The 13,298-nt window shown below is 30.9% G+C and carries 13 protein-coding genes; 10 read left to right on the top strand and 3 right to left on the bottom strand.

The features are described from left to right. The 8 genes from XO08_RS02530 to XO08_RS02495 all read left to right on the top strand — a co-directional run bounded on the left by XO08_RS02530 (nt 1) and on the right by XO08_RS02495 (nt 6,543). Nucleotides 1-2,598 carry a GAF domain-containing sensor histidine kinase gene (locus XO08_RS02530; protein ID WP_075665492.1) on the top strand — a complete coding sequence of 866 codons (2,598 nt, stop codon included), beginning with the start codon at nt 1-3 and terminating at the stop codon, nt 2,596-2,598. A gap of 1 nt (nt 2,599) precedes the next feature. Beyond that, entirely contained in the window at nt 2,600-2,959 is a 360-nt protein-coding gene (gene panD / locus XO08_RS02525) for an aspartate 1-decarboxylase (protein WP_075665491.1), read from the top strand. Continuing rightward, complete coding sequence (locus XO08_RS02520; RefSeq protein WP_075665490.1) at nt 2,956-3,153, top strand: DUF6485 family protein; 198 nt, start codon at nt 2,956-2,958, stop codon at nt 3,151-3,153. Before panD ends, XO08_RS02520 begins: the two co-directional genes overlap by 4 nt. 2 nt (nt 3,154-3,155) lie before the next feature. Next, a complete protein-coding gene (locus XO08_RS02515; RefSeq protein WP_075665489.1) occupies nt 3,156-3,941 on the top strand; it encodes a DUF4895 domain-containing protein in 786 nt (261 codons plus the stop codon). A 1-nt stretch (nt 3,942) separates the two neighbouring features. Next, a complete protein-coding gene (locus XO08_RS02510) occupies nt 3,943-4,542 on the top strand; it encodes a heavy-metal-associated domain-containing protein (RefSeq protein WP_075665488.1) in 600 nt (199 codons plus the stop codon). Then, the gene (locus tag XO08_RS02505; protein ID WP_075665487.1) at nt 4,543-5,256 is read left to right on the top strand and encodes a lipoate--protein ligase family protein; all 714 of its coding nucleotides are present in this window, start codon (nt 4,543-4,545) and stop codon (nt 5,254-5,256) included. Then, complete coding sequence (gene rsmI / locus XO08_RS02500; protein WP_075665486.1) at nt 5,244-5,918, top strand: 16S rRNA (cytidine(1402)-2'-O)-methyltransferase; 675 nt, start codon at nt 5,244-5,246, stop codon at nt 5,916-5,918. The genes XO08_RS02505 and rsmI overlap by 13 nt, the downstream gene beginning before the upstream one ends. Nucleotides 5,919-6,345: 427 nt before the next feature. Then, nucleotides 6,346-6,543: a cold shock domain-containing protein gene (locus XO08_RS02495; protein ID WP_075665485.1), complete on the top strand. Its 198-nt coding sequence runs from the start codon at nt 6,346-6,348 to the stop codon at nt 6,541-6,543. Between the two features lie 50 nt (nt 6,544-6,593). On the opposite strand, the gene XO08_RS02490 is transcribed toward XO08_RS02495, so the two are convergent. Then, a complete protein-coding gene (locus tag XO08_RS02490; protein WP_075665484.1) occupies nt 6,594-6,812 on the bottom strand; it encodes an FmdB family zinc ribbon protein in 219 nt (72 codons plus the stop codon). A 100-nt stretch (nt 6,813-6,912) separates the two neighbouring features. Between XO08_RS02490 and priA the strand changes: the two genes are divergently transcribed. Beyond that, nucleotides 6,913-9,141, top strand: a complete 2,229-nt coding sequence (gene priA / locus XO08_RS02485; RefSeq protein WP_075665483.1) for a primosomal protein N' — start codon at nt 6,913-6,915, stop codon at nt 9,139-9,141. Here priA and XO08_RS02480 read toward each other — a convergent pair. Both XO08_RS02480 and XO08_RS02475 read right to left on the bottom strand, forming a co-directional pair. Further along, nucleotides 9,134-9,586, bottom strand: coding sequence for a chemotaxis protein CheW (locus tag XO08_RS02480; protein WP_075665482.1), 453 nt, complete (start codon nt 9,584-9,586; stop codon nt 9,134-9,136). The genes priA and XO08_RS02480 overlap by 8 nt on opposite strands. Nucleotides 9,587-9,612: 26 nt before the next feature. Then, on the bottom strand, nt 9,613-11,616 hold the full coding sequence (locus XO08_RS02475; protein ID WP_075665481.1) for a Tex-like N-terminal domain-containing protein: 2,004 nt from the start codon (nt 11,614-11,616) through the stop codon (nt 9,613-9,615). Nucleotides 11,617-11,808: 192 nt separating this feature from the next. Between XO08_RS02475 and XO08_RS02470 the strand changes: the two genes are divergently transcribed. Then, the gene (locus XO08_RS02470; protein ID WP_075665480.1) at nt 11,809-13,068 is read left to right on the top strand and encodes an ABC transporter substrate-binding protein; all 1,260 of its coding nucleotides are present in this window, start codon (nt 11,809-11,811) and stop codon (nt 13,066-13,068) included. The last annotated feature ends 230 nt before the right edge of the window (nt 13,069-13,298 follow it).

The following is a 13,298-nucleotide window of genomic DNA, read 5'->3' as shown; positions in this document are numbered from 1 at the left end:
ATGATTGAATTTTCTTTAATTTATAATGCAGTGAAAGATTTGTTTGAAATTGGTTATCCAAATGAAAATTTAGAGAGGCTCGCTAATTTATTGAGAGAAAAACTTAATATAAAAGAATTAGGACTTTCTTTATACGAAGAGAGAAAGAATATTTATAGAATAATTGCGGGAAAAGATGTTGGAAAAAAGGTGCCTGCAAATGATAAAGATGTTATTCCTTTGTATTTTGGTGACAAGAAAATAGGTGCGATAATTTCAAATGAAAAATTTGAAAAGAATGATTTTTTTGATGAATTTTCAAATATTTTTGGGCTTGTATGTGATTTGTTTTTGATTGAAAAGAGAAAGGAAAAATTGGAGAATATTCTACAACTGACGGACATTTTTGAGAAGAGTCAAGATTTATTTGAGTTAAAGAGAAATTTTGTTGAAAAACTTTCCGAGTATTTGCCGAGTGATCTTATTGTATTGGTTGGAAAAAAAGGGGAAGATTTTTTTGTGGAATATTCTCAGCCAAAAGACTTTGTTGGGAAGATAATACCGGGTTTTTCTGATTTTTCCTTTTTTGTTTTTAAAAAACAACCACAGATTTTGATAAAACCTAGTGTTAATTTTATAAATTCTGATTTAGTTGTAAAATCTTTGATAAGTGTACCAGTGGATGAAAAACAATGGCTTGTTTTTATTAATAAAAGACATGGAGAAGGTTATATTCCAGATAAAAGTTATGAAGATTTTGATTTGGATTTAGTAATTTCTGCTGTAAAGAGGTTTAACTTGGCTATTTCCAGACTTGTATTCTATGAAAATTTAAAATCTGAAGTGGAAAAATTAAACGTATTAAAAAAAGAGCATGAAAAATTGATAGAGGGCCAGAAAGAACAACTAAGGAAGATGAGTATAGTCCATTATTTGAGCCAGGCGATGAGAAGTAGTAATGACCCAAATAATGTTTTAAAAATTTTCTTAATTGGATTGACATCGGGAAGAACACTGGGATTTAACAGAGCACTTCTTTTGTTAAAAGATAATGAAAAAAATGCGTTGATAGGGAAGGCGTGGATAGGTCCTGCTAATGAAAAGGAAGTTGACACTATTTGGAAAAAAGCAAATCAAAGAGCGATGAAGTATGCAGATATTGTTCAATATTTGAGAGAAGAATCGTTGGGACTTGATCTGAACAACGAGTTAACTCAGAAAATAAGAAATAAGATTTTTCCATATAGATCTAGTAAATTTTTAGAAAGAGCTGTTTTAAGGAGAAAAATAGTACATGTGAATAAAAAGGTTTTAGTGGAAGAACTAGACTATCTTGTTCCTTTATTGGATACCGATGAATTTGTAATAGTACCTTTGATTGGAAAGAATGACACAATAGGTGTTGTAATATTGGATAATAAGTATTCAAAGCATAAAATTTCGAATGTAGATGTGGAAATTTTAAGATTAATATCGGATAGTGCAGGACTTGCCATTGAAAATTCGTTGAATTATAAAGAATTAAAGGATAAGACTATTAATTTGGAAAAGCAAAAGAATTTAGTGGAATTTTTAAAAGAGTTTTCAGAGCTCATTTTACAAAATTTATCAGCAGCAGTTATTGTAATCTCGAAGAATGGGAATATAAGCGAGTGGAATTCGCGCGCAGAGTATTATTTTGGTAGAAATAAGGAACAGATGATAGAAAAAAGGTTAGCAGATTTAGGATCTGAATTTGAGGATATAGAAAGCATGGCCTTTGAAGTTTTAAAGATGAAGGAAGAGATAAAACTTTCAAATTACCTAATACCCGTAATGGGACAGGAAAAATACTTTGATGTTTCTATTTCTCCACTTTGGGATGCAGAAAGGATTTTAATAAAGGGTATAATAGTTACTTTTGAGGATGTAACAGAAAGGGTAATTTTGGAAAAAGAGAGAAAAAAACAGGAAAAATTAGCTGTACTTGGTGAAATGGCTGCGAGAGTGGTTCACGAACTTAGAAATCCCATATCTGTTTTAGGTGGGTTTATAAAAAGACTTGAAAAGTATATAGATGATGAAAATAAAAGGAGAAAATACATAAAAATAATATCAGATGAAATTGTTAGATTAGAGGGAATTGTGAGTGAAATTTTGGAATTTAGTAGAGATAGGAGGATAACAGAATTTGTCCTCTTTAATTTAAATGAATTAATATCCGAAGTTTATATTTTACTAGAGGATAAAATAAAAGATAAAAATATACTTTTTGAATTCAAAGCCGATGAAAATGTTGAAGTGTATGCGGATAAACAGAGATTAAAACAAGTTTTGATAAATTTAATTCAAAATGCTATTGATGAAACACCATATGGTGGTAAAATATCAATTGAAGTAAAGAAATTTTTAAACACTGTAAAGATTAAGGTTTGGAATCAAGGTACTCCAATTCCCAGGGATATCTTGGAAAAGTTATTTATTCCATTTTTTACAACAAAAGTACATGGAACGGGATTGGGTTTGCCAATATGTAAAAAAATTATAGAAGATGAACATGATGGAAAAATATGGGTTGAACCTGATGAAAATGGAAATGCATTTATTTTTGAATTACCTTTAAAAGATGAGGAGGAGTAAAATGCAGGAATTTTTGTTAAAATCAAAGATACATATGGCACGTGTGACGGATAAAAGTATCAATTATATGGGGAGTATAGGTATAGATATAGAACTTTTGGAAAAGTCCAATATTAAACCATATGAATTGGTTTTGGTAGCGGATGTGAACAACGGCCAGCGCTTTGTTACTTATACAATCCCTGAAGAACGAGGAAGTAAAAAAATAGTGATAAACGGTGCTGCTGCGAGGTTAGTAGAAGAAGGTGACAGGGTAATTATTATGGCTTTTGGTGTGTATTCTGATGGAGAATATAAAGGTCCAAAAGTTTTAATAATGGATGAAAACAATGAGGTAGTGGAAATAAAGGGGGATTTATGATGTACTGTGGAAATTTTGAAAAAAACTTAGAAAAGTGTAATTGTAGTTATCCTGGATGTCCTAAAAAAGGTAAATGTTGTGAGTGTATAGCATATCATAGGGAACGTGGAGAGTTACCCGCTTGTTATTTTACGGATGAGGAAGAAAAAACATGGAATAGAAGCATTGAATATTTTATAACTAGGAGACGCTAAAAATGGTATATTTTGGTCCTGAAAAGTTGAGACCTTTAATGAACGAAGTATTTAGTTTACTCGAAAAAGATAAGAATGTGTTGATGGATTTTTTGTATAAGTTTGAAGATGTACTAGATGTTTTTCATAAACATCTAATACTTGTTACAGTGGGATCTAATGGTATCTTTTTTTTAAATGCTGGTTATAATCCAGATGGTAAGTTCTTTTTTGGAGTTTCACTTAGTAATCCGTTTTTAAGAACACCATCACTTTATAAAATGGAATATTTTAATGAAGATTTTGAAAATTTATATATAAATAGTTTTTCAACAAGAAAAATTCCATTTATGACTGCTGGAATTTTAAAATTCCCAATAATGACGCATTTTTTAGCACTTGGTGGTGAAAAGTCTCTAATTTCAAAGGAATTGTTTTCAGAAGAGGTTTCTGGAAAAAGTTGGCTTAATTTTTCCAAAAAGGTGGATGATAAGACATATGATGAGCTTTTAGCTTTAAACGGGAAGAATTACTATTTTTTAAAGACTTTTTTAACAGATGATGGGGTTTATTTTGTAGGTATTGGAGAAGGAGAACATAAAAATTTATACGCAGAATTTTTTTCATTTTTAAGAAATAAGTATAAATTTCAGCCTGGTAAATATTTTCCTATTTCTGATATGAAAGACAAAGTTATTGGAATGTTTAAAGTAGATTTGGAAGATTTGAAAGAAAAATGGAGATATGTGGAAAGTTTTGTGGATGATTTTGAAAAGTTTAGAGGTTTTGTAAAGGATTTGGGGGGATAGTATGTTAAAAGTTGAAAGTGTTGAAAATGTTCTTTCAAAGATTCCTGGGGTTGAGGCTGCAAAAGTTGTCATTGAAAATGATCAAGTTGTAGAGATACATGTTGTCGCAGATGATGAGAAAAGCCCCAAACAACTTGTAAGGGATATCGAAACCGTTTTATTTGCGAGTTTAGGTTTGAAGATTGATAGAAAAGTGGTTAGTATTGCTCAGTTAAATTTAGGCATGGAATCCTCAAAGATCATTCCTTATAGATTGACAGATATAAATGTCCAGGAAAAAGAACGAACATTAAGTGTAAAGGTAGAAATAACACATGGCCAGGAGGTTTTTATAGGGGAATTTGCTGGCCCGAAAACGCGCAAGAATATTCCAATAATTATTGGAAATGCCGTTTTAAATGCGCTTGAAAATATTCATAACTTTGCAATTTCAGTGGATGATTCTATTGAAGCAACAATTGCGGGAAAACAATTTATAATCACGCACCTTTCAAAAGAATACAATTCATATGAGGAAAGTATTATAGGGGCTGCAGAATTAAAAGTTGATAAATACACAGCTATTGCTGAGAGTGTGTTAGATGCATTTAGGAGGATATAAATGTATTACATTGAAACGTGGAAGCTTTCGGGAGATTTGAATATGGCAGTTGATTATGTTTTGGGGAAATCCAATGCTCCATTTTTTAGACTATATACTTGGAAAGAACCAACACTTTCATTAGGTAAAAATCAAAGTGTTGAAGATGTAGATTTTGATTTTTTGAGGGAAAATAATATAAAGTGTGTAAGAAGACCTACGGGTGGTAGAGCGGTATTGCACAAATATGAATTGACATATAGTATTGTTATTCCAAATGGACATGAGCTGTATAGATTGTCCATCATAAGTCTTTATAAAGCAATTTCGCAATTAATTGTAGATGTTTTAAATAAATTAGATGTGCCTGTAAGGTTAGTATCTCGAGGGATTCGCGGAAACACCAATGTGTGCTTTGATGCACCATCTTGGTATGAAATTGTTTTGGATAACAAAAAAGTAGTGGGAAGTGCGCAAATGAGAACTAGATCATTTGTTTTGCAGCATGGTTCTATTGTTTTAAAGACTATAGATAACGTTGATAGATGTTTTAAAAATACAAATCAAAAAATAGTTCAATATGGAATTGACCAATCTAAAAACATTGAAATTAACAGATTGAGAGAGTTATTGTATGAAAAATTTGATGAAAAATTTGGATTGATAAAGTTTCAAGATGTAGATAAAATTTTGAAATCTGCAGAGAGGGAGAGAAAAAAGTTTTGTTGTATATAATTGGAACGCCAATAGGAAATTTAGAAGATATAACTTTAAGGGCACTTAGAATTTTAAAAGAGGTAGATTATATTTTTGCAGAAGATACAAGAAGAGCATTGAAGCTCTTAAATTTTTATTCAATAAAGAAACCTGTAGATTCATATAACGAACATTCATCGTTAAAAAAGATAGATAAAATTTTATCAATGTTGAAAGATGGTAAAAATATAGCTTATCTTTCGGATGCGGGTATGCCGGTAATTGCTGATCCAGGAACTGAACTGGTTAATTTATGTGTGGAAAATAATATTGAATGGGATGTAATACCTGGAGTAAGTTCCGTGCTAACTGCTATTGCTGCAAGTGGCTTTTATGGGAATAGGTTTGTTTTTCTGGGATTTATGCCTAGAGATAAAAAAAGAAGAAGGATTTTAAGAAAAATAAAAGAAAATGATATGTCAGATGTATATATTTTTTTTGAAAGTCCAGAAAGATTGATGAAAACGTTAAACGATGTGTATGATATTTTAGGAAATGTGGAGATCTTTGTGGCAAGGGAACTCACAAAGGTTCATCAAGAATATTTTAAAGGCACAGTGCAAAGAGCTTTAGAAAGATTCTCAGAAGGAGTAAGAGGCGAAATTACTGTTGTTTTAAAAGTTAATCGTAAAAAAGGTTAAAAACTACATTTTTTCTGTAGGCAAAAATAGTTTTAATGTTTCCAAAATGGATTTTTTATTGGGTTTATTCCGGATAAAACATCGTATACTGTCTACAATAACATTTTATATATTTTCTTGAAGTTCATTGAAGATGGAAAGCTCTAAGATATGGAATTTTCTCAAAGTATAACGTTCCCATTTCTAATGTCTCTCTAAATAAAAGAGTAAACAGTTCTTTTAAAAATACCTAGGTCTCCCCTTGAAAGTAGAATTTCAAGGAAGTTGTGGCAGAATATAGTTGTGAAATTTTCGATTAAGTTTGAGTGTTTTCTTTTTATTTTTGAAATAGCTCAAAAACAGTTGACAAAAAATAATTATGGGTGTATACTTTAATCAACCCCGAGAGGCGGGGATTGTAAAAAGATTTACGAGGAGGCGTTTTTTTATGAAAGGTACAGTAAAGTGGTTTGATGCAAAAAAAGGTTATGGATTTATTACCAAGGAGGACGGAGAAGACATTTTTGTTCACTGGAGTGCTATTCAAACAGATGGATTCAAAACATTAAAAGAAGGACAAGAAGTGGAATTTGAAGTTCAAGATGGTCAAAAAGGTCCTCAAGCAGCAAATGTTAAACCTCTTTAATTTATAATTAAAGTAGGATTATAATTGGCCCCCGTAAGGGGGCATTAATTTTATTTAGAATCATTTGAACTAGAATTATTTGAAGAAGTACTTTTTTTGCTATCTGTTATATAGAATCCACTACCTTTAAAGACTATACCAACTCTTCCTATTGCCTTTTCCATTTGTGAACCGCATATTTCGCATTCGAGATTCAGTTGTTCTTTAAATGAGTGCAATTCAACTTTTTCGTTTCCGCATTTTTTACAAACGTATCTGTACAGTGGCATTTTATCACCTCCTATTTTATTTTTTACCCTTTATATTATCCAATATCATTAACTATAAGTCAAGTTTTATAATATGGTACAATTCTAATGAGGTGATTATATGATATACGAAGTTGCAATTTCAAACTCAAGTTTTAAAAGGACTTTCTTTGTAAACTCTGATTTTAAATTGGAAACTGGCGAAAGGATTTTCTTAAAGTTTAGGGGAAGAAAAGAGATAGGTTATGTTTTAAAAGAAAATCCTGGAAAGGTTGAAGGTGAAGTAATAGGAAAGGTAGATGGTAGGAGTTTTTTAGAAGGGTGGTTTGTTGAAGCTTTGAATGAGGCTTCTAATTTTTTTAATACACCAATTGGTAGATTGTTTGATCTTTCCTTTCCAAAGGGGATAGAAAATTATTTTGTTGAAAAAGTGTTTTCTAATAACCCACTTTATGACTTTAATGGAATGGCAGTTGGAGAATTTATTGAAAGGTTTGGAGAAAAAAAATTAAAGGAATTTTTAATGAACGGAGTAATTTACATAGAAAAGGATTTTCAGTATAAGTTTCCAAGGCCAAGGAAAGAGTTATATGTATTTTTAAATGCTTTACCTTCGGAAATTTTTGAAAAGAAACTTACCAAAAAGCAAAAAAAAGTTATAGATTATCTTCTTGTGAACAATTACACCACTTATTCAGAACTTAGGGAGTTTTTGGATATAAATAAGGATGTCTTATTACAGCTTGAAAGAAAGGGATTGTTGAGATTAAATGAGGAATTTCCGAAGGATTTTGAAGATATAGATTTAAGCGAAAGTCAAAAAAAAATTGTTGAAGATATATTAAAGAAAAATAAATTAAAGGTATTGTTATATGGTGTAACAGGTAGTGGGAAAACAGAAGTTTATCTTTCTGTAATTAAAAAAAGCAATTCAAAGACATTATATCTTGTTCCAGAAGTTTCATTGATAGAACAGACGGTAAATAGGATAAAATCAAGACTTTCTGGGAAAAAGGTGGGGATATTTCATAGTTATCTTACAAAGAGTCAAAAGATAGAGTTATGGATGAGAGCAGTAACTGGGAAGATCGATATACTTGTAGGAACAAGGAGTGCGTTCTTTATACCATTTAATAAAGATTTGATAATTGTTGACGAAGAACACGATGATAGCTATTATCAAGACGGAGAAGTTGTTTATGACTTGATTTACCTTGTAGAAAAATTTCCAGGACTTGTAATCTTTGGTTCTGCTACCCCTAGATTGGAACACTACGTGAAGGCTACAAGGAATGATATGAAACTTTGTACGTTAAAGGAGAGGTACGGGACGGTACTTCCGAAGGTTGAAGTTGTTGATATGAAAGAAGAAGAAAAAGTTATACCATATGTTTCAAAGAGTATTTTGAAAAATGTTAAGAGAGAACTGGAAAATGGAAAAAGTGTTATGTTTTTTGTTAGAAGAAAAGGATATTCTTTAATTATGTGTCAAAATTGTGGAAATGTATTAAAGTGTCCAAATTGTGATGTGGCATTAACTTACCATAAATCTGAAAGAAAATTGAAGTGTCATATATGTGGATTTGAAAGTGTTCCTGAAATTTCTTGCCAAATTTGTGGTTCTGTCCTTTTTTACGAAAAAGGAATGGGAACTGAAAGATTGGAAGGAGAATTACAAAAAGTTTTCCCGGGTAGAAATATAGTAAGAGTTGATACGGAAGTGGTAAAAAATTACCAAAAATTTCAAAAGGTGTTGAAAAAATTATACGAAGGAGAAATTGATATTTTAATTGGAACAAAGATGATTACAAAGGGATTAGATGTTCCTACCGTGAGTTTAATTGGGGTTATTGATGTAGATGCAATGAGGAATATCCCAGATTACAATTCTTCTTTAAATCTTTTTAGATTATTAGTTCAAGTAATAGGAAGAGCTGGAAGAAAGGAAAAAGGGAAAGCTTTGATACAAACTTATGAAAGAGATAGTTTTGTCATAGAATATGCATTAAGACAAGATGTAGAAGGTTATTATGAATACGAATTAAAACAAAGGAAGGATCTAGAATATCCCCCCTTTGTAGATATTATTCAGGTTATTGTTTATTCTAATAATAAGGAGCTTGGTCTAAAAAATGCAAAAAAACTTGTACTTGAACTTGAAAATTTTAATCTGAAAATACTTGGACCTACTGAATTTTTTATTCCAAAAATAAGAAATAACTTCTTGTATCATTTTATAGTAAAAACGCATGATGTAGGTAAAACAAATCGTATTTTAAACGAAGTAATTTCAAAATATCCTACAAAGGTAAAGATAAGGGTTAATCCCCCGTCTTTATATGTTACTTAACCATGGAGGAAATTTCTAATTTTTCCTCTTTTTTTAATACTTTTTCTACATCTAGTATTAGTATCATCCTGTTTTCGAGTTTTGCTACACCCAATAGAAATTCTGATGATTGACCACTATATTCTGGAGTTTGATCAATTTGTTCGCCTGTTAAAGTTATTACTTCTTTAACATCATCAACTAAGAAGCCCATTTTCTTTTCATTTTCAAATCTAATTACTATGATCTTTGATTTTTCTTTGTCTTGAAAGTCCGGTAATATAAACTTTTTTCTGAGGTTTATTATCGGTATTACTTCTCCCATGAGGTTTATTATACCTTCAACAAAGTCTAATGAATTTGGAAGTTTAGTTGTTTTTTCGTATTCTTTTACTCTGTCGACTTTCATGATATCAATTGCAAATTCCTCATCACCAAGGATAAAAGTCAAAACTTTAAGTTCCATTCTTTCACCTCCATAGAAAAATTATATCATACAGGTTTTAGCTTTATGTGTCTTAGTTCTTTGTCGAGTTCAATTACTTCTACTTTTATTATATCATTTATTTTCATTTCTCTATTGAGAAGTTTTTTATAGATAAAGCCACTTTCTTTTAATCCGATATCTAAAAAAACACCAAAGTCTGTTATATTTGTTACTTTTCCCTTTAGAATTGTTCCAACTTTTAGCATTTCAAATGTTATTATATTATCATAGAATATAACTTCATGTGAGCTATTTCTTAAATCTTTTCCCATATTTTTAATCTCATTTAATATGTAATCTAAAGTTAGATTTCCAATGTTGTATTTTTCAGAAATTTCTTTAATGTTTTGATTTTTTAATATTTCTTCGGCTATATTGTAATGTTCAGGGTGAATGCCGGTTGCCTCTAAAGGATTTTTTCCATCTTTTATTCTAAGAAATCCAGCACATTGCGTGTATGTTTTTTTTCCAAGTCCGTCTATTTCAAGTAGTTGTTTTCTTTCGGTGAATTTTCCGATCTTTTCTCTGTATTTTATTATTTTTTTTGCAATAGAAGGGGTTATTCCAGAGACATATTCTAAAAGTTTTGAAGAAGCACTGTTTAAATCTACTCCAACTAAATTTACCACATCACTAACTACATTTTTGAGTTCTTCATCTAGTTTTTTTTGATTAACATCGTGTTGATATTGCCCTATACCTAGTGACTTTGGATTTATTTTTACGAGTTCTGCCATAGGATCTTGGATTCTTCTTCCAATACTAACTGCACTTCTTATGGTTGGATCTAAGTCTGGAAATTCTTCAATTGCTATATCTGAAGTGGAATATACCGATGCACCTGCTTCATTTGAAAAAGTGTATTTAATATCTAATTTATGTTTTTTTATAAGAGATACTATGAATTTTTGGACTTCTCTTGAGGCAGTTCCATTTCCTATAACTACTAAATCAAGGTGATATTTTTCTATAAATTCTAAAACCTTCTTTTCTGAATTTTCAAAATCAAGGTGAGGAGATGTGGGAAATATAATAGCATAGTCTAATAGGTTACCAAATTCGTCGAGAATTGCAATTTTACATCCTGTTTTATTACCTGGATCAATCGCAATGAGCCTTTTGTTTCTTAGTGGTTTTGTTAGTAGGAGTTGTTTTAAATTTTCCGCGAACACCTTTATAGCCCTGTCTTCTGCTTTTTTTGTTAATGTGTTTCTTACTCTTTTTTCAATTGAAGGAAATAACAATTTCCATCCCTTTTCAAGACCCTTTCGTATTATTTTATTTTGCTCCCATTTGGTTAGACTGTATAAGTATTCTTGGTGTTTTTTGTTAATATACAGTTTTACCTGTAAAACACCTTCTTTTTCCCCTCGATTAATAGATAGTATATTATGTTCTTTGAGATGTTTGATTTTCCTTTCAAATTTGTCGTATGTATCGTATTTTGTTTTTTCTTTTATCTTTTTTTGGCATTTTATGTGTCCATGTTCAAGTAAAATTAACTCTAACTTTTTTCTTATTATATCGTTATGTGCAAATTTTTGGGCCAATATGTCCGTTATTCCATCTATTATTTTTTCTTTCGTATTAAAAAGAGATGTATAGTGTGTTTTTATATCTATTTTTTGGTTTTTACATGCTTTTTCTGCAAGCGGGAGTAGACCGTTCTCTATTGCAATATCTGCCTTAGTTTTTTTTCTTTTTTTGTATGGAAGGTAGATATCCTCAAGCTCTGTTAAATTGTATGAATTTTGTATCTTTTTTCTTAACGAAGTTGTGAGTTTTCTTTCTTTTTCCAAAGTTTTGAGTATTTTTTTCTTTAGTTTTTCTACCTTTTCAAGATATTTGTACTTTTTTTCAATTTCTCTTAATGTTATTTCGTTCAAACCACCTGTTTGATCTTTCCTATATCTAGCTACAAAGTGTATTGTGTTTTCTTTTAGAAGACTTATTGCATTTTTTACTTTCCATTCTTCTAAATTTAATTCTCTGGCTATTATTTTTTCCATAAAATTCCTCCTTTTGTTAATTATACCAGAATATGGTGTTGTCTAAGATAAAATAAGATAAATGGATTTTAATATCTTTATATGATTTTAATGTTTTTACATAAAGTTTTGTAAATTTTATTTTAATATAAAAATAGTACGCAATGTGGTATAATATATAAAGCCAAATAACGTATAAGAAGGAGGGGTAACATGAAAAAGTTTTTGGTAGTTTTGTTATCACTTTTAGTTTTGGTGTCATTTGCAAAAACTAAAGTTGTGTTCTGGCATGCTATGGGTGGAAATCACGGAAAAACATTGGAACAGATTGTGAAATCTTTTAATGATTCTCATACAGATATAGAGGTTGAAGCTGTATATGTTGGAAATTATGGTGCATTAAGCCAAAAATTGCTTGCTGGCGCTCAGGCAGGAGAACTTCCTACGATTTCACAAGCGTATTCCAACTGGACTGCAAAGCTTATTCAAAGTGGTGTTGTCCAAAAATTAAATGGTTTTCTTTCGGATACAGAAATAGGTTTAACTAAAGAGGAATGGGAAGATATTTATGAACCTTTGAGAAAGAATTGTATGTGGGGTAATGATGTTTATGCAATTCCATTTAACAAGAGTTTGTATATGTTGTATTACAATGCTGATCTTTTAACCCTTTATGGTGTAGATATTCCAAAGTCTATTAACGAATTATATTATGCAGCTAAGGTTTTAACAGAAGATGTAGATGGTGATGGGAAACCTGATCAATACGGTTTTGGATTTAGAACTACTGCCGATTTGTTCCAAATTCTTTTGTCTTTGAGAGGCGGGTCAATCTTGAAGTTTGTTGATGGAAAATGGGTTTCAAATATTGATAGTCCAGAAACAAGGGATGTTTTGAAATTTGTAAAAAAATTAATTGATGAAGGAATTGCATATTATCAAGGTGGATATATGAATGATCCATTTGGTCAACAAAAAGTTGTTATGTATATTGGAACAATTGCAGGTAGAAAATATGTTGAAAGTTCGGTTAAAGGAAAATTTAATTGGAGTTGGGCACCAGTTCCTGTTTGGAAAACAAGAAATGTACCATTTGCGGGAACCGATGTTATTATGTTTTCAAATGCAACCGAAGAGCAAAAGAAAGCTGCATGGGAATTTATGAAATATCTTATATCTCCAGATGTTACAGCATTCTGGTCAGTAAATACGGGGTATATCCCAGTAAGAAAGAGTGCACTTGAAACAAATATATGGAAAGAAAATGTAAAATCTGATCCACTTGCTGAAATTCCTTTAACTCAAATTGATAATGCAGTATTTGATCCACAAATAGGTGTATGGTATGAAATAAGGAGTGTAGTCGGAAACATGTTTTCTGATTTTGTAAATGGAAAAGTTGATATGGAAACGGCAATAAAAACGGCAGATGATCAAATTAATAAGTATTTAGCCGAAGAATACGGAGAATAAAAATCTAATGGCTTCGGGTTTCCGAAGCCATTGTTTTTTTCTTAAATAAAATTTAACAAAAGGCAAGGGTTGACAGAAAAAGATAAGTATGGTAAATTAGAAGACGCGAGGTTGAGGAGGTCATTGAAAAATAGATAGCAGCTCTGCGGATAAGAAGGACGAGCCCGAGATAGAGATGGAGGGTTTGATCCTGGCTCAGGGTGAACGCTGGCGGCGTGCCTTACACATGC

Source organism: Thermosipho sp. 1074 (assembly GCF_001999655.1).
Classification (GTDB): Bacteria; Thermotogota; Thermotogae; order Thermotogales; family Fervidobacteriaceae; genus Thermosipho; species Thermosipho affectus.
Note: the sequence above shows the minus strand (reverse complement) of the source record. Positions and strands in the feature narration are given on the sequence as shown.

Bases quoted from the DNA above. Each gene is read 5' to 3' on its own strand.
- XO08_RS02520 (WP_075665490.1), top strand. From the start codon at position 2,956: ATGATGTACTGTGGAAATTTTGAAAAAAACTTAGAAAAGTGTAATTGT.
- XO08_RS02530 (WP_075665492.1), top strand. From the start codon at position 1: ATGATTGAATTTTCTTTAATTTATAATGCAGTGAAAGATTTGTTTGAA.
- XO08_RS02470 (WP_075665480.1), top strand. From the start codon at position 11,809: ATGAAAAAGTTTTTGGTAGTTTTGTTATCACTTTTAGTTTTGGTGTCA.
- XO08_RS02475 (WP_075665481.1), bottom strand. From the start codon at position 11,616: ATGGAAAAAATAATAGCCAGAGAATTAAATTTAGAAGAATGGAAAGTA.
- XO08_RS02490 (WP_075665484.1), bottom strand. From the start codon at position 6,812: ATGCCACTGTACAGATACGTTTGTAAAAAATGCGGAAACGAAAAAGTT.
- XO08_RS02495 (WP_075665485.1), top strand. From the start codon at position 6,346: ATGAAAGGTACAGTAAAGTGGTTTGATGCAAAAAAAGGTTATGGATTT.
- XO08_RS02515 (WP_075665489.1), top strand. From the start codon at position 3,156: ATGGTATATTTTGGTCCTGAAAAGTTGAGACCTTTAATGAACGAAGTA.
- XO08_RS02505 (WP_075665487.1), top strand. From the start codon at position 4,543: ATGTATTACATTGAAACGTGGAAGCTTTCGGGAGATTTGAATATGGCA.
- XO08_RS02480 (WP_075665482.1), bottom strand. From the start codon at position 9,586: ATGGAACTTAAAGTTTTGACTTTTATCCTTGGTGATGAGGAATTTGCA.
- XO08_RS02510 (WP_075665488.1), top strand. From the start codon at position 3,943: ATGTTAAAAGTTGAAAGTGTTGAAAATGTTCTTTCAAAGATTCCTGGG.
- panD (WP_075665491.1), top strand. From the start codon at position 2,600: ATGCAGGAATTTTTGTTAAAATCAAAGATACATATGGCACGTGTGACG.
- priA (WP_075665483.1), top strand. From the start codon at position 6,913: ATGATATACGAAGTTGCAATTTCAAACTCAAGTTTTAAAAGGACTTTC.